22 protein-coding genes are annotated in these 18,268 nt (G+C 72.4%); 16 read left to right on the top strand and 6 right to left on the bottom strand.

All coding sequences use genetic code 11. From position 1 onward, the window contains the following. Positions 1–116: 116 nt before the first annotated feature. From mopJ to VIL67_RS12920, 3 genes are all read left to right on the top strand, one after another. Positions 117–602, top strand: coding sequence for a motility/cell cycle regulatory protein MopJ (mopJ, locus tag VIL67_RS12930; protein WP_332049312.1), 486 nt, complete (start codon positions 117–119; stop codon positions 600–602). Between the two features lie 102 nt (positions 603–704). Further along, positions 705–1,064, top strand: coding sequence for an ArsR/SmtB family transcription factor (locus VIL67_RS12925; RefSeq protein ID WP_332049311.1), 360 nt, complete (start codon positions 705–707; stop codon positions 1,062–1,064). Next, complete coding sequence (locus VIL67_RS12920; RefSeq protein ID WP_332049310.1) at positions 1,057–1,590, top strand: SRPBCC family protein; 534 nt, start codon at positions 1,057–1,059, stop codon at positions 1,588–1,590. The genes VIL67_RS12925 and VIL67_RS12920 overlap by 8 nt, the downstream gene beginning before the upstream one ends. 54 nt (positions 1,591–1,644) lie before the next feature. On the opposite strand, the gene VIL67_RS12915 is transcribed toward VIL67_RS12920, so the two are convergent. After that, positions 1,645–2,070: a SufE family protein gene (locus VIL67_RS12915; RefSeq protein WP_332049309.1), complete on the bottom strand. Its 426-nt coding sequence runs from the start codon at positions 2,068–2,070 to the stop codon at positions 1,645–1,647. Between the two features lie 129 nt (positions 2,071–2,199). Between VIL67_RS12915 and VIL67_RS12910 the strand changes: the two genes are divergently transcribed. The 3 genes from VIL67_RS12910 to VIL67_RS12900 all read left to right on the top strand — a co-directional run bounded on the left by VIL67_RS12910 (position 2,200) and on the right by VIL67_RS12900 (position 3,543). Beyond that, positions 2,200–2,535 carry a hypothetical protein gene (locus tag VIL67_RS12910; protein ID WP_332049308.1) on the top strand — a complete coding sequence of 112 codons (336 nt, stop codon included), beginning with the start codon at positions 2,200–2,202 and terminating at the stop codon, positions 2,533–2,535. Between the two features lie 62 nt (positions 2,536–2,597). Next, positions 2,598–3,032, top strand: coding sequence for a DUF2147 domain-containing protein (locus VIL67_RS12905; RefSeq protein ID WP_332049307.1), 435 nt, complete (start codon positions 2,598–2,600; stop codon positions 3,030–3,032). 130 nt (positions 3,033–3,162) lie between these two features. Continuing rightward, positions 3,163–3,543 carry a glycine zipper 2TM domain-containing protein gene (locus VIL67_RS12900; protein ID WP_332049306.1) on the top strand — a complete coding sequence of 127 codons (381 nt, stop codon included), beginning with the start codon at positions 3,163–3,165 and terminating at the stop codon, positions 3,541–3,543. Between the two features lie 55 nt (positions 3,544–3,598). On the opposite strand, the gene VIL67_RS12895 is transcribed toward VIL67_RS12900, so the two are convergent. After that, positions 3,599–4,369, bottom strand: coding sequence for a sensor histidine kinase (locus VIL67_RS12895; RefSeq protein WP_332049305.1), 771 nt, complete (start codon positions 4,367–4,369; stop codon positions 3,599–3,601). A gap of 142 nt (positions 4,370–4,511) precedes the next feature. Here VIL67_RS12895 and VIL67_RS12890 point away from each other — a divergent pair, with 142 nt between their 5' ends. Continuing rightward, positions 4,512–6,194: a sensor histidine kinase gene (locus VIL67_RS12890; protein ID WP_332049304.1), complete on the top strand. Its 1,683-nt coding sequence runs from the start codon at positions 4,512–4,514 to the stop codon at positions 6,192–6,194. Here the strand turns inward: VIL67_RS12890 and VIL67_RS12885 are convergent. Beyond that, positions 6,133–7,041: a hypothetical protein gene (locus VIL67_RS12885; RefSeq protein ID WP_332049303.1), complete on the bottom strand. Its 909-nt coding sequence runs from the start codon at positions 7,039–7,041 to the stop codon at positions 6,133–6,135. The genes VIL67_RS12890 and VIL67_RS12885 overlap by 62 nt on opposite strands. 195 nt (positions 7,042–7,236) lie before the next feature. Between VIL67_RS12885 and VIL67_RS12880 the strand changes: the two genes are divergently transcribed. Continuing rightward, a complete protein-coding gene (locus VIL67_RS12880; RefSeq protein WP_332049302.1) occupies positions 7,237–7,569 on the top strand; it encodes a DUF1491 family protein in 333 nt (110 codons plus the stop codon). A 37-nt stretch (positions 7,570–7,606) separates the two neighbouring features. After that, the gene (locus tag VIL67_RS12875; protein ID WP_332049301.1) at positions 7,607–8,650 is read left to right on the top strand and encodes an ATP-dependent DNA ligase; all 1,044 of its coding nucleotides are present in this window, start codon (positions 7,607–7,609) and stop codon (positions 8,648–8,650) included. Between the two features lie 118 nt (positions 8,651–8,768). Here VIL67_RS12875 and VIL67_RS12870 read toward each other — a convergent pair whose 3' ends face one another. Next, a complete protein-coding gene (locus VIL67_RS12870; protein ID WP_332049300.1) occupies positions 8,769–8,933 on the bottom strand; it encodes a hypothetical protein in 165 nt (54 codons plus the stop codon). 387 nt (positions 8,934–9,320) lie between these two features. On the opposite strand from VIL67_RS12870, the gene VIL67_RS12865 reads away from it, so the two are divergent. Beyond that, entirely contained in the window at positions 9,321–10,922 is a 1,602-nt protein-coding gene (locus VIL67_RS12865; protein ID WP_332049299.1) for a peptide chain release factor 3, read from the top strand. A gap of 317 nt (positions 10,923–11,239) precedes the next feature. Here VIL67_RS12865 and VIL67_RS12860 read toward each other — a convergent pair whose 3' ends face one another. After that, positions 11,240–12,553 carry an MFS transporter gene (locus tag VIL67_RS12860; protein ID WP_332049298.1) on the bottom strand — a complete coding sequence of 438 codons (1,314 nt, stop codon included), beginning with the start codon at positions 12,551–12,553 and terminating at the stop codon, positions 11,240–11,242. A 223-nt stretch (positions 12,554–12,776) separates the two neighbouring features. Here VIL67_RS12860 and VIL67_RS12855 point away from each other — a divergent pair, with 223 nt between their 5' ends. The 6 genes from VIL67_RS12855 to VIL67_RS12830 all read left to right on the top strand — a co-directional run bounded on the left by VIL67_RS12855 (position 12,777) and on the right by VIL67_RS12830 (position 17,511). Then, positions 12,777–12,947, top strand: coding sequence for a hypothetical protein (locus tag VIL67_RS12855; RefSeq protein WP_332049297.1), 171 nt, complete (start codon positions 12,777–12,779; stop codon positions 12,945–12,947). A 79-nt stretch (positions 12,948–13,026) separates the two neighbouring features. After that, positions 13,027–13,881, top strand: a complete 855-nt coding sequence (locus VIL67_RS12850; RefSeq protein WP_332049296.1) for a TolB family protein — start codon at positions 13,027–13,029, stop codon at positions 13,879–13,881. A 90-nt stretch (positions 13,882–13,971) separates the two neighbouring features. Continuing rightward, positions 13,972–14,586 (top strand): hypothetical protein, encoded by a 615-nt coding sequence (locus VIL67_RS12845; RefSeq protein WP_332049295.1) that lies wholly within the window; start codon positions 13,972–13,974, stop codon positions 14,584–14,586. A 405-nt stretch (positions 14,587–14,991) separates the two neighbouring features. After that, complete coding sequence (locus VIL67_RS12840; protein ID WP_332049294.1) at positions 14,992–16,374, top strand: hypothetical protein; 1,383 nt, start codon at positions 14,992–14,994, stop codon at positions 16,372–16,374. Between the two features lie 62 nt (positions 16,375–16,436). Further along, positions 16,437–16,775, top strand: a complete 339-nt coding sequence (locus VIL67_RS12835) for a hypothetical protein (protein ID WP_332049293.1) — start codon at positions 16,437–16,439, stop codon at positions 16,773–16,775. A gap of 55 nt (positions 16,776–16,830) precedes the next feature. Then, on the top strand, positions 16,831–17,511 hold the full coding sequence (locus VIL67_RS12830) for an energy transducer TonB (RefSeq protein ID WP_332049292.1): 681 nt from the start codon (positions 16,831–16,833) through the stop codon (positions 17,509–17,511). Here VIL67_RS12830 and VIL67_RS12825 read toward each other — a convergent pair. Further along, positions 17,508–18,266 (bottom strand): ABC transporter permease, encoded by a 759-nt coding sequence (locus VIL67_RS12825; RefSeq protein ID WP_332049471.1) that lies wholly within the window; start codon positions 18,264–18,266, stop codon positions 17,508–17,510. The two genes, VIL67_RS12830 and VIL67_RS12825, sit on opposite strands and share 4 nt — an antisense overlap. Between the last annotated feature and the right edge of the window lie 2 nt (positions 18,267–18,268).

Genomic DNA, 18,268 nt, shown 5'->3' with positions numbered 1-18,268 from the left:
CGCTCGCGTGACAGGCGAAATCTGCGGCTTCGCCATGATTTTGACTTGCCGCCGATTCGCGCATCAGGCGATAAGTGATTCGTCGCGATTCCAAGGGGTTGTTAAGGAATCTGAACATGGCGGCGCAGATCGGAGCCCCCGCAGCGGCGGCCCGGGCGCATGAGGAGCTGATACGCTACTGGGCCCAGCTTCGGCGGGGACAGAGCCTTCCTGGCCGCCACGACATCCACCCCGCCGGCTTCAAGCGCCTGCTGCCCACCGTCAGCCTGATCGACGTCCTGCACGATCCTCTGGACTACCGCATCCGCCTGGCCGGCACCGACCTCTACGGGGTGTATGGCCGCGAGATCACCGGCCGGATGATCTCCGAAGTCTATGCCTCCGGCGCCGCCGATTACTGGCGGACCGAGCTCGGCGAGGTGGTTCGCCAGCGCCGACCGGCCGTGGGCGTCCACAACCTCGCCTGGCGCGGCGCCTCCCACCTGTCGATCCTGTGGCTGCGCCTGCCGCTGGCCTCGAACGGCGCCGACGTGGACATGATCCTGGGCTACGACGCCGTGGTCGGCATGGCCCAGCTCTCTTCCGGCATCCGCGCCGCCTGAGCGCCTTCCTCTCTTCACCGTTGCGGCGGCGGCGGCGGGCGGCGGCGGCTTCGTTCAACCGGACGGTTGACAATGCCCCTGGCGCGGATAATCCTCAACCAGATGGTTGAACAAGACCCGGCCCGGCTCGACGCCATCTTCCACGCGCTCGGCGACGCGACCCGCCGCCAGATGCTCCACAGCCTGGCGGCCGGCGAGCGCAGCGTCGGCGAACTGGCCGCGCCCCATGCCATGTCGCTCGCCGCGGCCTCCAAGCACATCAAGGCCCTCGAGAGGGCCGGCCTGGTCCGGCGGGAGGTCCGCGGCCGCACCCATGTCTGCCGCCTCGAGGCCCGGCCGCTGGCCGGCGCCCACGGCTGGCTCGACTTCTACCGGCGGTTCTGGTCGAGCCGCCTCGACGTCCTGGAGGCCCTGCTTGTGGCCGAGGACGAAGCCCAGAAAGGGAGCCCCACAGATGACTGACTTCGGCTTTTCGCCCGGCCCGGGCGTGGTGCGCTTCGAGCGCCTGCTGCCTGGCCCGATCGAACGGGTCTGGGCCTATCTTACCGAGAGCGACAAGCGCGCCCGCTGGTTCGCCGGCGGCGAGTTGGAGCTGCGGCCGGGGGGCCACGCCGAAATCAACTTCCGCCATGCCCAGCTCTCCGACGTGGCCGATCCGGCCCCGGAGAAGTACGCCGAGATGAACGCCACGGGTTTCCAGTCCACCGGCACGATCCGCGAGGTGGATCCGCCGCGGCGCCTCAGCTTCGACTGGCACGAGACCCACGGGCCGGCGACCCTGGTCACCTTTGAGCTCAGCCAGGAAGGCGACAAGGTCCGCCTGGTCCTGATCCACTCCGACCTGCCCAGCCGAGAGTTGATGGTCGACGTCTCCGGCGGCTGGCACAGCCACCTGGCCCAGCTGGAGGACGAACTCGCCGGCCGCCCCCGCGGCCCCTTCTGGGCCCGCCACCAGGAGCTCGAGGGCGTGTACGAGAGCCGCCTCTGACCTTCCTTTCCCCTGAAGTGGGAGATGGGGGCCGCGCTCCAAGCCGAAGTTGGATCAGGCCGCTTTCGCCAGCTCCGCGTCCCGCCGGATCCGCGCCACCATTGAGGCCAGGCCGTTGGACCGCTGGGAGGAGAGCGCATTCGAAAGCCCCAGGCGATCGAAGGCGGCCTTGGTGTCGAAACCGAGGATCTCGTCCGGCGCGCGGCCGGAGAACAGTCGCAGCACCACGGCGATCAGCCCGCGCACGATGTGGGCGTCGGAGTCGCCGCGGAACCGCAGCGTGCCGTCGGCCTGGGGCTCGGTGACCAGCCACACCTGGCTCGCGCAGCCGCGCACCTTGTTGGCCTCGGACCGCTCCGCATCCGTCAGGGGGGCGAGCTCGCGCCCGAGCTCGATCACGTAGCGATAGCGCTCCTCCCAGTCGCCGAGCACCTCGAACTCGTCGGAAAGGTCGTTCAGGTACTGGTCAATGCTGGGCATGGCTGGCGCCACTTAGGCGCCGCCCCTGCGCTTGGCAACCGCCCGTCCCGCGCCGCGAGCTTGACGGCGAACAACGTCGAGCGGCCCGGCGTGGGGCACCGTGGCTCGATCACCCTCCGGAGTTCCCCCATGAAGACCCTCCTCGCCGCGGCCGCGGCCCTGGCCCTCGTCTCTGCCCCTGCCTTCGCCCAGGACGGGCACGCGCATCACCATACGACCAGCAAGGCGGCCGCGGACTCGGGTTTGGACATGTCGAAGATGACGCCCGAGCAGATGCGGAAGCACTGCGCCGATCTCGCCGACGGCAAGACCCAGGGCCAGCAGGCCCACCACCACCACCACCAGGCCGCCCCCGCCTCGGACGCGGCGCCCGCGGCCGCCAAGCCGGGCGAGGCCGAGATGAAGGCCATGCACGAGGCGTGCGCCGCCGCCATGAAGGCGACGAAGAAGACCACCGGCGACTGAGCCGCAGCACTCCCCCCGGACCGGTCCTTGACATGGCCGGCCCGGCGGGCTCGCAATCGCGCATGGACTCACGGACGGCCCTGCGCCCCCTGTTGCTGCTCGCCGCCCTCACGGGCCTGGTCTCCGCATCCTCGGCCGTGGCGGCCGAGCCCGGCGTCTTCGGCGTCTGGCGCAATCCCAAGGGCAGCGTGCACCTGGAGGTCCGGCCGTGCGGCGCGTCGGCCTGCGGCTACGTCATCTGGGCCTCGGACGCGGCGCAGGAGGACGCCCGCCGCGGCAGCGGCAAGCCGCTGGTCGGCCAGCAGCTGCTGCAGGACTTCCATCCGGACGGCGGCGGCTGGCGCGGCAAGGTCTACGTCCCCGACATGGACCGCACCTTCTCCGGCTCCGCCCGCCTGCTTGACCCCGGCCGCCTGGAAGCCCGCGGCTGCCTGCTCGGCCGGGTTCTCTGCAAGCGCCAGGTCTGGACACGCCTGGAAGGCGGCGCCGCCGACTAGCGCACCCGGCGAACCTGTCGCTCCGATGAACGGCGGGCTCCGATCGGGTTCAGGCGCGGGGGCCTAAACCTCTGTCCAACATCGCCGGAAAGCCCGGGTCCGGGCGCCGGCCAGGCAGAGGAGCTGATCCATGACCAAGACGATCACCAAGGCTGCGGTGGCCCTGACGGCGGCCGGCGCGCTGGCCCTTCCCGCCACCCAGGCGGCGGCGGGCACGTCCAAGACCGAGAGCGCCCTGATCGGCGCGGTGCTCGGCGGTGTGGCCGGGGCCGCGGTCGGCAACGGCAAGACCCAGTCCGTGGCCATCGGCGCCGCCGCCGGCGCGGCCCTGGGCTATGCGGCCGACAAGAGCAACGACCGCAAGACCTATCGCAGCAGCCGCTACTACCGCCAGGCGCAGCCCTACTACGGCCAGCGCTATCCGACCTACAGCCGCGGCTACTACGCCGCCCCGTCCAGCCGCTACGGCTACGCCTACGACCGCTACGGCAACGCCTACCGCCGCTACTAGGCTGGCCAAAGGGGGGAGGGCCCGGGCCCTCTCCCCGATGTCCCGTGGCCGGGCCTCACCCCGCCGGCAGCTGCACCCGGGCGGTCAGGCCCTGGCCCTTCGCGGAGATCAGCTTCAGCTTTCCGCCCATGGCCTGGCAGTTGAGGTCGCAGATGGCGAGGCCCAGGCCTGCCCCGTGGCCGCGCCGCGTCAGCGCGTTCTCGCCCTGCTCGAACGGCTTCACCAGCCTGGGCAGGTCGGCGGGGTCGACGCCTTCGCCGTCGTCCTCGATGACGATCTCCACGTTGGCTCCGTGGCGTTCGACCCGCACTCGCACCTCGCCGCCCTCGGGCGTGAAGGCCACGGCGTTCTGCAGCAGGTTGCCGACCACCGTGCGCAGGGCCTTGGGGTCGGCGTGGATCAGGATCTCCTCGGCCGTGCGGTCCACCACCAGGCGCACGTCGCGGGCGGCGAGATCCTCCTTCACCTGGCCGGTGACGTCTTCCAGCGCGCACTCCAGCGGCTCGGCGCGCGCGTTCAGCTCGGCGGCGCCGCTCTCCAGGCGAGCGATCTCCAGCACCTGGTTGACCAGCTTCAGCAGCTTGGTCCCGCTGCCGCGGATGATCTCGGCGTATTCGCGGTACTGGGGCGCGCCCATCGGCCCGTAGAGTTCCGACGCCAGGATCTCGGAGAAGCCGAGGATCGAGTTCAGCGGGGTGCGCAGCTCGTGGCTGACCATCCGCAGGAAGGACCGCTTCTGATCCTCGAACGCCTGGTCGCGGCGCGCCTGCTGCGCGCCCGGCGTGCGGTCGATCGGGGTGATCGCCTGGTAGGCCGGCTGGGGCATGTCTCGCCTTCGGAGGACGTTCTGTCCGGATGAGCCGCAAGCGTGGCCGATCGCGCTTACGATTTCGTTTCGCCCCGCGACGTCGCGCACAAGGCGAGCGGCCTTACGCGGACTCGCTTCGGCCGCTAGGTTGGGGCCGGACATGCCCTATCGGCGTTACAGCTCGCGCAAGACGCGCCGCCTCGCCGGCGGCTTCGCCCTGGCCTGGCACCTGGCCTGGGCCGGCGTCGTGCTGGCCGCCGCAGCCGTCCTGGCCGGCCTTGGCCGCCTGGGGCCGGGGGCCGAGTTCGCCGCCCTCTGCGTCGGGGCGGTGCCGGCCCTGGTGGGCGCGGGCCTGGCGCTTTCCGGCGCCAAGGGCGGCCGGGTGGTGGCCATCCTCGTCTGGACCCTGGCGGGGGCGGTCGCCTGCCAGATGACCGGCGGCCTGGCCGGCCCGCTCGCCGCCTGGTGCCTGGCGCCGCTCGCCGCCGCCGCCGCCTTCCGCCGGCCGACCCTGCTGTCGCTGGGCGCCGCCGGCGCGGTCGCCGCAGCCGCCCTGGCCGCCGTGGGGACCCTGCTCCTGCCGCTGCCGGCGCCGCCGCCCGCCCTCGAGCCCTGGCTTGGCCTGCTGTCCCTGGTCACGGTGGCCGTGGGCGCCGGCGCGGGCCTCGTCTCCCTGCAGGGCGTGGCCAGCCATGAGGCCGCCGTGCGCGACGACCTCGAGATGGGCCTGCGCGAGATCCTCGAGAACCAGCCGCAGCTGCTGATGCGCGTCTATCCCGGCGGCCGGGTGCTGGAGGCCTTCGGCCAGGCGCCCATCGGCCTGGAGCCGCGCGGCGTCGTCGGACGCAAGCTCGGCGACATGGTCGCCCCAGATCACCGCGCCGCCGTCGAGGAGGCCCTGCAACGCGCCGTGCAGGAGGGCTCCGCCGAAGTCGCGTTTGCGCCGATCCACGACCCGCAGGGCTGGTGCGAGCTGTCCCTGCGCCGCATGAGCTCCATCCGCCTGGTGGGCGCCCTGCGCGACGCCCGCGCCCAGCGGGCCCGCGAGACCGCCCTCGACCAGGCCCGCGCCTCGGCCGAGAGCCAGAACGCCGGCAAGAGCCGCTTCCTGGCCAACATGAGCCACGAGCTGCGCACGCCGCTCAACGCCATCATGGGCTTCTCCGACATCATGAAGCAGCGGCTGTTCGGCCCCATGCCGGACCGCTACGTGGAATACGCCGAGCTGGTGCACGAGAGCGGCGCCCACCTGCTGGAGCTGATCAACGACATCCTCGACATGTCGAAGATCGAGGCCGAGCGCTTCGAGCTGGCCCGCGAGGCCTTCGACGCCCGCGACGCCGTCACCTCGGTCCTGCGCTTGATGCGCGGCCAGGCCGACCGCGCCGGCGTCACCTTGCGCGGCGTCATCCCGGCCGAGCCGCTGGAGGCCGACGCCGACCGCCGGGCTCTGAAGCAGATCGCGCTGAACCTGGTCTCCAATGCGCTGAAGTTCACGCCTCAGGGCGGGGCGGTGACCGTCACCGTCCAGGGCGCCGGCGAGATGCTGGAGATCGTCGTCAGCGACACCGGCGTCGGCATCGCGCCCCAGGACCTGGAGCGGCTGGGCCGGCCCTTCGAACAGGCCGGCGACGCGGGTCAGAAGGCGGCGGGCGCCGGTCTCGGCCTTTCGCTGGTGCGCGCCTTCGCCCGCCTGCACGGCGGCGAGATGACCATCGAGAGCGTGCTGGGCGAGGGCACCACCGTGGCGGTCCGCATGCCGGTTCTGCTGCCGCCCGAGGTCAGCGCCCTTGGCTCGGCAGGCTCCGCAGCGCCACCTGCGCCGGCCGTGTCGGGGCGTTAGGCGGCTTCGCCTGCAGGAAGGCGCGGCCGGCGGCGAAGTCGCCCACCTCGATATAGGCCCGCCGCGAGCCGCCGCTGAACAGGAACTCGATGATCACTGCCTCGCGCGGATCCAGCGCGGCCAGGTGCTTGATCGCCTGCGCCGGGAAGCGGAAGGCCCAGCCTGACTTGGCGTCGACGGGCAGCAGGTCCTGGCCGGCCGGGCTGCGCGCCTCGGCCATCCAGCTCTTCTGGGCCGCGGCCGGCGGCACCCGCCTGGCCAGCGGCAAGGCCAGGGTCGGTCCGCCGAAGTAGCGGTCGAGGTAGGGGCCCCAGGTCCGGTAGGTGTCGCGCGCCACCAGCCGCGCCGCATAGGGCTCGGCCCCATCGGCGAACCGCGCCACCGCCATCAGCGCCGAGGCGTCGTCCGCCCCGGCCAATCCGAAGTCCAGCCGGTCGCGCCCGAAGCGGGCGTCCTGCACCAGGCGCCAGCGCACCTTGCGCGAGGCGAACCGGTCGGCCCGCCAGGTGGCGAAGTCCCCGGGGTAGGAGAGCCGGCTCATCCGCGCATAGCCGTCGAAAGCGTCGCGCACCCGCTGGGCCGACGTCGCCACCTCGGGCGAGCGGCAGTCGGCGCGCGCGGCGCGGGCGCGGGCGTTGTGCTCGGCGGTCTTCAGCACCTGCGGCGACACCCCGGCGCGCAGCGCCGAGCCCCGCGCCTGGGCGGCGCCGGCGGCGAGCGCCTGCGACACCTCGGGCGCGAACAGGCCGCAGCGGCCGTCCGCCGCCATCATGGCCGCACGCTCCGCGAACAGGTCCACCGGCTGGGCGCACGCCAGCCCCGGCGCCGCGAAGAAGCCCGCGGCCATCAACCCCATCCACCGAGACGCCGGCCGCGCTTTTCCGCGCGTGTCCGTCATGCGTCTTTCGTTGTTGTCTCGTCAGCCTTGCCGGCCGTTGACCAAGGTTTAGTCCCCACGCCTTGCGGTTGCGTTGAGGAACGTCCTTAAGCGACGCGGTTAACGGGGTGACACGCACGGGCGGCTCGCCCATGACTGGCCGCCATGCTGCTTTCCACCGACATCTGGGTCAGCGCCCTGATCCGCCGGGCCGAGCTCGGCGGGGCCTTCGCCGTGGTGGTCCGCAAGGGGGACGCCCGGGCCGGCGCGGTGCTGGTCAAGGTGCTGAACCGCTCGGACCGCACCGCCCGCCTCTACGCCGAGGCCACCCGCATGGACGGCGAGCGCGTCTGGATGCAGCCCCAGCCCTCCGACCAGGAGCCGGACCTCGACCGCTACATCGAACGCGCCGCCCGCATCGACCCCGACATCTGGGTGGTCGAGATCGAGGACCGCGACGGCCGCCACTTCCTCACCGAGCCCGTGGAAAAGGCGTGAGCGGAACACACCGCCCGGCGCGAAGTTAGCGCTGCCGATGCCCGCGCTCGCCGACCTGCCCGTGCCCCTCGACCTGGCCACCATGGAAGCCAAGCTGGTGGACGAGATCCCCCGCGAGGCGGGCTGGCGCTTCGAGCCCAAGTGGGACGGCTTCCGCTGCCTGGCGTTCCGCTCCGGCGACGAGGTGGAGCTGCACGCCAAGTCCGGCAAGCCTCTCGGCCGCTACTTCCCCGAGGTGCTGGACATGCTCCGCGCCCTGCCGGTGGACCGCTTCGTCATCGACGGCGAGCTGCTGATCGAGACCGGCGGGCGGCTGGACTTCGACGCCCTGCAGCTGCGCCTGCACCCCGCCGAGAGCCGCATTAAGAAGCTCGCCGCCCAGACGCCCGCCACCTACGTCCTCTTCGACTGCGTGGCCGACGACGCCGGCCGCAGCCTGGTGGGGGCGCCCTACGTCGAGCGCCGCGCCGCCCTGGAAGCCCTGTTCGCCCGCTTCGGCGCCCAGCCCCGGATGCGCCTGTCCCCCGGGACCACCGAGCCGGACCAGGCCTGCGACTGGCTGATGCAGGCCGGGGGCGGCCTCGACGGCGTGGTCGCCAAGCGCCTCGACGGTCCCTACGTGCCCGGCGAGCGCGCCATGCTGAAGATCAAGCGCATGCGCACCGCCGACTGCGTGGTCGGCGGCTTTCGCTACGCCCAGAACTCCAGGCAGGTCGGCTCCCTGCTGCTCGGCCTCTACGACGCCCAGGGCCGGCTGAACCACGTGGGCTTCACCTCCACCATCAGCAACGCCGAGCGCCCCGAGCTCACCCGCCGCCTCGAGGCCCTGGCGCCTGGCCCCGGCTTCACCGGCTCCGCGCCCGGCGGCCCCAGCCGCTGGTCCAACGAGCGCTCCACGGAATGGACCCCGCTGCGCCACGAGCTGGTGGTCGAGGTCCGCTACGACCACATGACCGGCGGCCGCTTCCGCCACGGGACCAAGCTCCTGCGCTGGCGCCCCGACAAGGCCCCATCCCAGTGCGGCTACGACCAGCTGGGCGCCCCCGGCGTCGCCGAACTCGACTTCCTGGGCGGCTATTGAACCACCGCTCACCCCGGCGAAAGCCGGGGCCCAAGCCGAGTCCCTGCAGAGGGCGCCGCCGCATGCAGCCCGCACCTCAGCTTGGGTCCCGGCTTTCGCCGGGATGAGCGGATGGGATTTACACCAACTGCAGCCGCGCGATCTCGTCCCACACGGCCCGCTTCTCCGCCTCCAGCTGCAGGAGCCGCCGGGCGTCGGGCGTGCGGCTGGCGCGCTCGGCGCGGATCTCGGCGTCCAACGCTCGGCGCTTGGATTGCAGGCGATAGATCTGGATGTGCGGCATGGCGATCCTCTGAGTGAGGGGTGCGCCCGACACCGGGATCCGTCATTGGGGGGAGAGGTGACGGACCCACACGGCATCGAGCGCACCCGATGCGGTCCGACATCACGATCGTGGGGGGAACGATCGCCAGAGGGGCCCGGCCCGCTTCCATAAGCTGGTGGCCCACCGTGGCGCTTTCAAGGCTGACGGGTCCACGAACCGCACGGACGCCGGCGAAGCCGGCTTTCCCCTCCCATCCGCTTGGCGCTGGAGCCGCCGGTCTGCGCGTTCGTGTGGTTCGTGTGGTTCCTGGACACCCAGCGGCTCTGCCGCGCCACCCCTCAGGACGGGACGTGCGACGCCCGCGCCGTTTGCGAAACCGCCCCCGACCCGCTACCTGCCGCCCCCATGAGCACCTCTCCCGCCGCGGAGGCCGCCCGCCGGCGCACCTTTGCGATCATCTCCCACCCCGACGCCGGCAAGACCACGCTCACCGAGAACCTGCTGCTGGCCGGCGGCGCCATCCGCGCGGCGGGCCAGGTCCGCGCCCGCGGCGAGAACCGCCGCACCCGGTCCGACTGGATGAAGATCGAGCGCGAGCGGGGGATCTCCGTCTCCGCCTCGGTGATGACGTTCGACCACCAGGGGAAGATGTTCAACCTGCTGGACACCCCCGGCCACGAGGACTTCTCGGAAGACACCTACCGCACGCTCACCGCAGCCGACGCCGCGGTCATGGTGCTGGACGCCGCCAAGGGCATCGAGCCGCAGACGCTCAAGCTGTTCGAGGTGTGCCGCCTGCGCGACATCCCCATCGTCACCTTCATCAACAAGATGGACCGCGAGGCCCAGGACCCCTTCGCCCTGCTGGACGAGATCGGCTCGAAGCTGGCCCTCGATCCCGCCCCGCTCTACTGGCCGGCGGGCTCCGGCGGCCGCTTCAAGGGGATGCTCGACCTCCGCCGCGAGCAGTTCATCCCCTTCGCCAAGAAGGGCGCCGACGGGGTCGACGAGGGCCACCCCGAGCCGGTCTCCCTGAAGGGCAACTCGCTGGCCGCCTACCTGGACGAGGCCGAGCAGGCCGAGGTGGAGGAGGGCGCCGAGCTGGTGCAGGGCGCCTCCAAGCCGTTCGACCCGCAGTCCTTCCTGGAAGGCCACATGACGCCGGTCTTCTTCGGCTCGGCGCTGCGCCACTTCGGCGTCGACCAGCTGCTGGAAGGCCTCGGCGACTACGCCCCGCCGCCCAAGGGCGTGCCCGCCACCAAGGGCGGCGACCCCTTCGAGGTCCAGCCCGGCGACAAGGAGGTCACTGGCTTCATCTTCAAGGTCCAGGCCAACATGGACCCCAACCACCGCGACCGCATCGCCTTCCTGCGCCTCACCTCGGGCCGCTTCAGCCGCGGCATGAAGCTGAAGGTCCAGAACACCGGCAAGCAGCTCAGCGTGAACGCGCCGGTGATGTTCTTCGCCTCCGACCGCGAACTGGCCGAGGAGGCCTTCGCCGGCGACGTCATCGGCATCCCCAACCACGGCGTCCTGCGGGTCGGCGACAGCCTGTCCGAGACCGGGACCCTGCGCTTCGCCGGCCTGCCCAACTTCGCCCCCGAAATCCTGCAGCGCGTGCGCGTCAAGGATCCGCTGAAGGCCAAGCACCTGGCCAAGGCGCTCACCGGGCTTGCGGAGGAGGGCGTCACCCAGCTCTTCCGCCCCAACATCGGGGCCGACTTCATCGTCGGCGCCGTGGGCCAGCTGCAGTTCGAGGTCATGGCCGACCGTTTGGCCAACGAGTACCAGCTGGAGGTGATCTTCGAGCCGAGCCCCTACGCCGAGGCCCGCTGGCTGGGCGCCGACCGCGCCGAGCTCGAGGACTTCGCCAATAAGCACAAGACCCAGATGGCCGCCGACATCGACGACCAGCCGGTCTTCCTCGCCAAGTCCGCCTGGGAGATCGGCTACGTGGCCGAGCGCTACCCGAAGGTCCGCTTCGAACGCTCCAAGGAGCGGGCCTAGCCAGCCTCTCCCTCTCCCGCTCGCGGGAGAGGGCAGGGTGAGGGCGGCGCCCAGCCCCGGATCTCCCCGCTGTTGGACCCGTGCGCACCGATCCACCGGGAGCTCCCGGGCGGCGCGCCTCCGCCGCCCTTACCCCAGCCCTCTCCCTCTCCCGCTCGCGGGAGAGGGTAGGGTGAGGGCGGCGCCGAGCCCCGGATCTCCCCGCTGTTGGACCCGTGCGCACGGATCCAACGGGAGCTCCCGGGCGGCGCGCGCCTCCGCCGCCCTCACCCCAGCCCTCTCCCACGCCGCTGGCGTGGGAGAGGGAGCATTCAGCCTTACCCCGCCCCCGCCCCCGCATACGCCGCCGACAGCTGCCGGTAAGCCCGGGACCGGAACGCCACCAGGGTCGCGACCACCCCCACCACCCCCGACAGCGTGAACACCAGGGCGATGCCGCGCTCCGGCCCACGGCCGAACCAGTCGCCGATGGCGTCGGCCCCGGCGCCGGTGGTCATCAGCGGGATGAACACGAACTGGGTCAGCGGCCCCATCAGGAAGGCGGTCAGCGGCGAGGCCGCCTGTTCCACCGACTGGGCGAACCCGAACACCCGACCCTGCCGCTCGAACGGCACGACCTTCTGCAGCGTCGTGTGCTCCGCCGCTTCCGCATAGGGCCCCAGCAGCATCCAGACGAAGCAGCCGGCGGCCAGCATCACCACCGACGACTGCAGGGTGAAGACGCAGCACGCCGCCCAGCTCACCAGGTTCACCAGCAGCAGGGTGCGCAGCGGGTTCTTCCCCAGTCCCGTGCGCGCGATCACCACCCCGCTCAGGATGAAGGCGGTGGAGATGAACCCCCACAAGAGCCCCCACTGCTGCACCTTCATCAGGGACAGGCCATAGGCGTCCATCAGGGCCATGAAGACGCCGCCCAGGAAGTTGTTGAAGGCGGCGAAGAGGATCAGCGCGAACAGGCCCGGCACGCCCGCGACCACCGCGATCGTGCCCTTGAGGTCCACGCGCTTGGGTTGGCGGACGCCGTCCTTGCCCGCCCCGCCTGGCGCGGGCTCCCCCACCTTCACGAACAGCAGGTGCAGGAAGGCCAGCGCCGTAAACCCGAGGGCGAAGCCAAGCGTCGCCCCCATCCCGCCCCAGGCCACCAGGAAGCCGCTGATCACCGAGGTGGTCAGGAAGCCCACGCCCGTGACCATCCCCACCAGCCCATTGGCCTTGTCCCGCCGATCTTCCGGGACGAGCAGGGTGACCAGCGTGGGCAGGGCGATGCTGCGCAGGTTGCCGGCGATCATCCCCAGCATGACCACCAGGATGAACAGCCACAGCCACGGCTGGGAAAGGTCGCGCAGCGCCGCCCCGGGCGTGAGCAGCACGATCGTCATCGACACCGCATAGAGGGCGAACGAGGCCGCGCTGGAGCCCAGCATCACGGTCTTCTTGCGGTGGTGGTCCACCAGGCTGCCGAACCAGATCGCCAGCCCCGCCGTCAGCACCAGGTAGACGCCCGAGATCATGCCGGTGGCGAACACCGAGCGGGTCTCCAGGTAGACCCAGAAGGTCAACGCGAACCACACGGTGAAGTTGGTGATGTTGGCGACCAGGTTGTTGGCCAGCAGCTGGTGGAACGGGCTCATCGCAGACGGGCTCTGACGCGCGGCCCCGCCGCGCCGGATCTCATCGCGCACCGGGTTAGCACCAAAGCGGCGCAAAATCCCGCGGCCGCCGCCGCTCCGGGGCTTCCGGCGGCTTCGAAGCCGCCGGTTCCATCTGGCAAAAGATAAATAGTCTCAATGGCCTGGCTTGCGGTTCAACCTCGGTTCGTCAATCTCTCTTCGGGGCCGGAGACGGACGCATTCTATGGAAACCGCAGCGGAGCTGAGAGCACGGGCCGATGCGCTGCGCCGCCTGGCCGTGCAGGTCAGCCTGCGGCCGGACAAGGCGCGCCTGATCGCCATGGCCGCCGAGCTGGAGGCGAGCGCCGAGCGCATGGCCATGCAGGAGCCCCGCACCTGGAAGCCGGGCGGCTGAGCTCAGGCGCCCGGCCCGCCGATCGGGGATGAGGGAACCGTAACTTGTCCCCGCCGGGCGTCGGCGGGTACTCGCGGGCATGTCTTCCACGCTCCTGCTGGCCCAGCTCGCCTCCGCCGCCGTCCTCATGGCGCCGGGTGAGATCTCCACCCCCCGCAACGACTACAACTACACCTCCACGCGTTCAGGCGACGTCGCGGTCTTCGCCCGTTCGGACGCAGACTTCGCCCGCGCGAAGATCCTGGTCCGCCGCGGCCAGGCGGCGCCGGAGCTGATCGGCTTTTCGGACCCGCGCCACAGCGACTCCGATCCGCAGTTGACGCCCGACGGGCGGACGCTCTGGTTCGTCTCCGACCGCCCGGCCCCGGGGGGCGGCCCCCGTCCGGGGCTCGACATCTGGCGCGCCGAGCGGAGCGCGGACGGCTGGGCTGCGCCCCAGCCCGTCGCCCGCGCCAACAGCCCCGGCGTGGAGCTCGGGCCGGAGGTCCACGCCGGCGTGCTGACCTTCAACTCGAGCCGCCGGGGTGGCCCGGGCGGCCTCGACATCTGGTCCATGCCGCTGGAGGGGGAGGCTGCGCCGACGCCGCTTCCCGCGCCGATCAACTCGCGCTTCAACGAGGGCGACTTCACCCTCAGCCCGGATGGCCGCGTGGCCCTGTTCTGGAGCGACCGGCCCGGCGGCGCCGGCGGCGGCGACATCTGGCTCAGCGTGCGGGCCGGCGAGGGGTGGGGCGATCCGGTGAACCTCGGCCCGGCCGTCAACGGCCCGGGTCTCGACTTCACCCCCTCGTTCAGCGCCGACGCCAAGACCCTCTACTTCGCCAGCATGCGCGGGGAGGGGCCGGCGGCGCTCGCCGACCTTTATTCGGTCAGGGTCGCCGACGTTCCCGCCCTGGCCGAGGCGCTGACCGACGGGATCCGCTCACGCAAGTAGGGCCCATTGGAAGCGCTCGCGCCAGCCTCGGCTCGGGAGGCGCAAAGCTGGCGCTTGACATCTGAGCATTCTTGTGTTCTCCTTTTGTTCATGTCGCCGCCCGATCCCGCAGAGCCGCTGAACGCCGCCGACACGCGGCAGGGGCGCATGCTGGCCGAGCTGGCCGCCATGGGGATGGAGCTCGCTCGCGACCTGCAGCAGCGCGCTCTGGCCGCGGAGACGACGGAGGAGGCGACGCGCCTCGCCCAGTCGTTCCACCAGATCTCCCCGGGGCTGCGGCAGACGCTCGCCCTGGACATGAAGCTGATCCGCTTCGCCCGTGACCTGTCCCGGGAGCGGGCCGCCGAGGCCGAGCAGAAGACGCGCCGCGAGGCCGACGCCCGGCGGGAGGCCGTCCGTTACCGCCAGGCCGAGATCGGGGCGCAGATCACCCCGCTCATCTGGCAGGAGGCCGACCGCGAGGAGGTGGAGCGCGACGCAGCCACCGAGGCGGCCGTCGAAGAGGCCGCCGAACAGCTGCAGGCCCGCTTCGACCGCTGGGTGGCCGACGCCGCCATCCGTCCCGACTTCCTCGAGGCCGATCTCGACGACCTGATCGTCGAAGCCGCCGCCGCCCTCGGCTGGGACACCGCCCGCGTCTGGGGCGATCCCGATCCCCCGGGGGAGGGCGCAGATCCCGAAGACCCGCCCTCGGACTCCGGCTGACCTCGCCATCCGCTCTTCCCGGCGAAAGCCGGGACCCAAGCTGACTAGGCCCGACGCGGCGGCCGATCGAACCCCCACGCGCACCAAGATCACGGCAGAACGCGAGCCTCCTGGCGGTCTCGCCGCCACAACCATGCCCGCTCGCACGCGGGACGCGTTGAGCGGAGAAGGCCGGCCTTCCCGTTAGATCCCAGAACACCGCCGTCCCATTCCAGGACAGGCGCGAACAGGCTTGCCCGGAACACATCAACAACACGCGCTTTTACTTGTGGATGGTAGGCTTTCGTTAACCATACTCAGCGCGTTAATGACTTGTTAAACCCTTCGGCTCCGGCTTTGCTCATGTCCTTCAGGGCAGGCGCTGCCCGTCTCATGGCGGGACGCCCCGCCGGCTGGAGGGACGCCATGTTCGAGCTGGGACGCGAGCTGAAGCGGCTGTTCGGGGCCGAGTCCGCGCACCTGCCGAAGGACGGCATCACCGGCGGCGACGCCGCCCTGCTCGAACTCCTCGACATGAAGCTGCTGCGCGACGAAGGCCGCTCGGCCGACGTGGCCGCCGGACGGGTGGGCGCCCGCGACGCCGCCCAGCGCCGGCTGGAAGCCGCCGTCGTCTGGCGCGAGGTGGCGCGTCGCTCCGGCGACTCCGCCGCCCTGCGCAAGGCGGCCGCCACCGCCGAGATGGCCGCCGACGCCTTCGACCAGAAGAAGAAGCCCGACGCCTGGGCGCGCGCCCGCGCCGAGCAGGGCTTTTGCGCCCTCACCGGGGCCGAGCTGTTCGGCGATCCCGGCCTCGACGCCGCCGCCGAGGTGGCGTTCCGGGAGGCTCGCGCTGCGGCGCGCGGCGGCCTCTCCGCGCCGCTGGCCGACATCGGCCTGGCGGCTGTCCAGGGCCGCCAGCTGCTGGCCATGGGCGACGCCTCTGATGCTCAGCGGGTGGCCGACCGGTTCGCCGCCCCGATCGCCGCGCTCGACGCCCTCACCCGCCGGGTGGTCGCCGCCCGGGGGCTCGCCGCCGAGGCGCGCCTGCTCCGCGCCGACCTGATGTGCGGCTTCGGCGTGCGCCTGAAGGACGAGGTGCTGCTGAAGGTGGCCGTCGACGACGCCGCCTGCGCGGCGCGCCGCCTCGACCCGGCCTACGAGCCCCTGACCTGGGCCCGCGCCGAAGCCCTCCGCGGCCAGGCGCTCACCCTGTGGGGCGAATGCCTGGGCGACCTCGACGCCATCTCGGCCGGCGCGACCGCCCTGGCGTCCGCCCTCGACGAGCTCTCGCGCGACCACAGCCCGCTCGACTGGGCCCGCGCCCAGCTGGCGCTCGCCCAGACCCTTCAGGCGCTCGGCGAGGCCTCGGCCGACGAGCGGGCCTTCGAGCAGGCGGTCACCTGCTACGACCGCGCCGCCCTCGTGCTGAAGGACGCCGTCACCCTGCCGCTGCGCGGCCAGGCCGCTGGCGCGCGCGCCGTCTGCCTGGCCCGCTCCGCCGAGCTCACCGGCGACCTGGCCGTCCTCGACGCCGCCGAAGCGGCCATGAAGATCGAACTCGCCGCCGCCCGGCCGGGCCGCGACCCGGTGGGCTGGGCGCTGGCGCAGCTCAACCTCGCCCGGCTCTACGAGGCGCGCCTCGACATCACCCGCCGCGACAGGGGCGAGCGGGCCGCCGCCGTCACCGCCCTGGACGCCGCGCTCGAGGTGTTCTCCGAGCACGGCCTGCGCTCGCTAGCCGTGGCCGCCCAGGAGGCCCTGGACCGGGTCCGCGCCGGCGGCTCGCGGGAGCCGCGCACCGCGGTCTGAGGCGCCTTCCCGCCGGCGCAATCACCTGCCAAGGTTGTGCTCCGCACCCGGAGGACCACCGAATGCGCAGACCTGCCCTGGCCACGCTCGCCGCCCTGGCCAGGCTGCCCACCCTGGAGACCCTGCGCGCCGTCTTCCCGCAGGACACCCAGGCCTCGGGGACCGTCCGCGTCCTGCTGGCCTGCCGGGTGCAGCAGGGCGGCTCGGTCTCCGACTGCCGGGTGGAGCGCGAGGAGCCGGCCGGCAAGGGCTACGGCGCCGCGGACCTGAAGGTGACCCCCGAGGTTCGCCTCGACACCTGGACCGTCGAGGGCTTCCCCACCGTCGGCGGGGTGGTGAAGATCCCCATCCGCTTCGAGCTCGGCGCCCCGGCCGCGCCGGCGCCCAAGCCCGCCGGATAACGCGGGCTTCTCAGCCTTGGCCGACCGGTGCAATCTGGCGGCGGGAGGATACGCCATGACCGTGAAGCTTCTCGTCGCCGTCGCCGGGGTGACCCTCGCCGCCGCGGGCGCCGCCGCGGCCCAGACGCCGGTCGCCAGCTGGGCGAAGACCCCCACCGCGCAGGACGTCGCCGCCGCCTATCCCGCCAAGGCGAAGGCCGCCGGGGTCGGCGGCCAGGTGATGCTCAGCTGCACGCTGAACCGCGCGCTCTCGCCACGCGACTGCGTCGTGACCCGCGAGCAGCCCTCGGGCTACGGCTTCGGCAACGCCGCGCGCCGCCTCGCCGAGGGCCTCGTGGCCGCCCCGGGCGGCGCCCTGTTGAAGGGCGTCGAGGTGGAGGTGCCGGTCGCCTTCCCCGCCGAGCTCGCCAGCGGCGCCGCACCCGTGGTCCGCAACCCCAGCTACGCCGCCATCCCCAGCGCCGCCGACTTCCAGGTGACCTTCCCGAAGACCGAGAACGGGGTGAACAGCGTCCGCGTCGCCCTGGTCTGCACGGCGGCCGCCGGCGGGGCGCTGGCGGACTGCGCCGTCGACCGCGAGGAGCCGGCGGGCATGGGCTACGGCCAGGCCGCCCTGGCGCTGGCGCCCAAGTTCCGGGTCGCGGCCTGGTCCAACGACGGCCAGCCCACCTGGGGCGCCAAGGTCCGCGTGCCGATCCGCTACGAGCTGAAGCCGGTCGACCAGGCCGCCCGCTAGCGGCCCCGCCACCATCGCAGGCCGGCCCGCTCCGCGGCCTCCAGCACCGCGTACAGCGCCGCTCCCATCAGGCCGAGGAGGACGAGGGCGGCGAACATGCGCGGCGTCTGCAGCTTGAAGCTCGCGTCCATGATCCGCCAGGCCAGTCCCTGGACCTTGCCGGACCCGGCCACGAACTCCGCCACCACCGCCCCCACGATGGCCAGGCCCGCGGCCACCTTGTGGCCCTGCAGCAGGTAGGGGACGGCCGAGGGGATCTGCAGCCGCGCCAGGCGCTGGAGCCGGCTCGCGCCATAGAGGTCGAAGAGGCGGGAGAGATCCGGGTCGGCCGACTTCAGCCCGGCGATCGCCCCCGAATAGATCGGGAAGAAGGCCACCACCACGGCCAGGGCGACCACCGCCCGCCCCGGATGGTCGGTTCCGGCCCAGATGTTGACGATGGGGGCGATGGCCACCACCGGCGTCACCTGCAGGATCACCGCCAGCGGCTGGACCGCACGTTCGAGCAGCCGGCTCAGCGCCACCGTCACGGCCAGCAGCTGCGCGAGCGCGCTGGCGATCAGCAGGGCCGCCAGGGCGTTCCAGAGCGTGTAGCCGGCGGCCTTCAGCAGGCTGCCCGTGTCGCCCGCCAGCGCCTTGGCCACCGCCGACGGGGGCGGCAGGAAGTAGCTCGGCACCGCCAGCACCCGGCAGGCGATCTCCCACGCCGCCAGCAGCAGGCCGATCAGCGCCAACGGGGCCAGGACGTCGGCCAGCC

Source organism: Phenylobacterium sp. (assembly GCF_036563385.1).
Taxonomy (GTDB): domain Bacteria; phylum Pseudomonadota; class Alphaproteobacteria; order Caulobacterales; family Caulobacteraceae; genus Phenylobacterium.
This window is presented reverse-complemented; position numbering and strand designations above follow the sequence as displayed.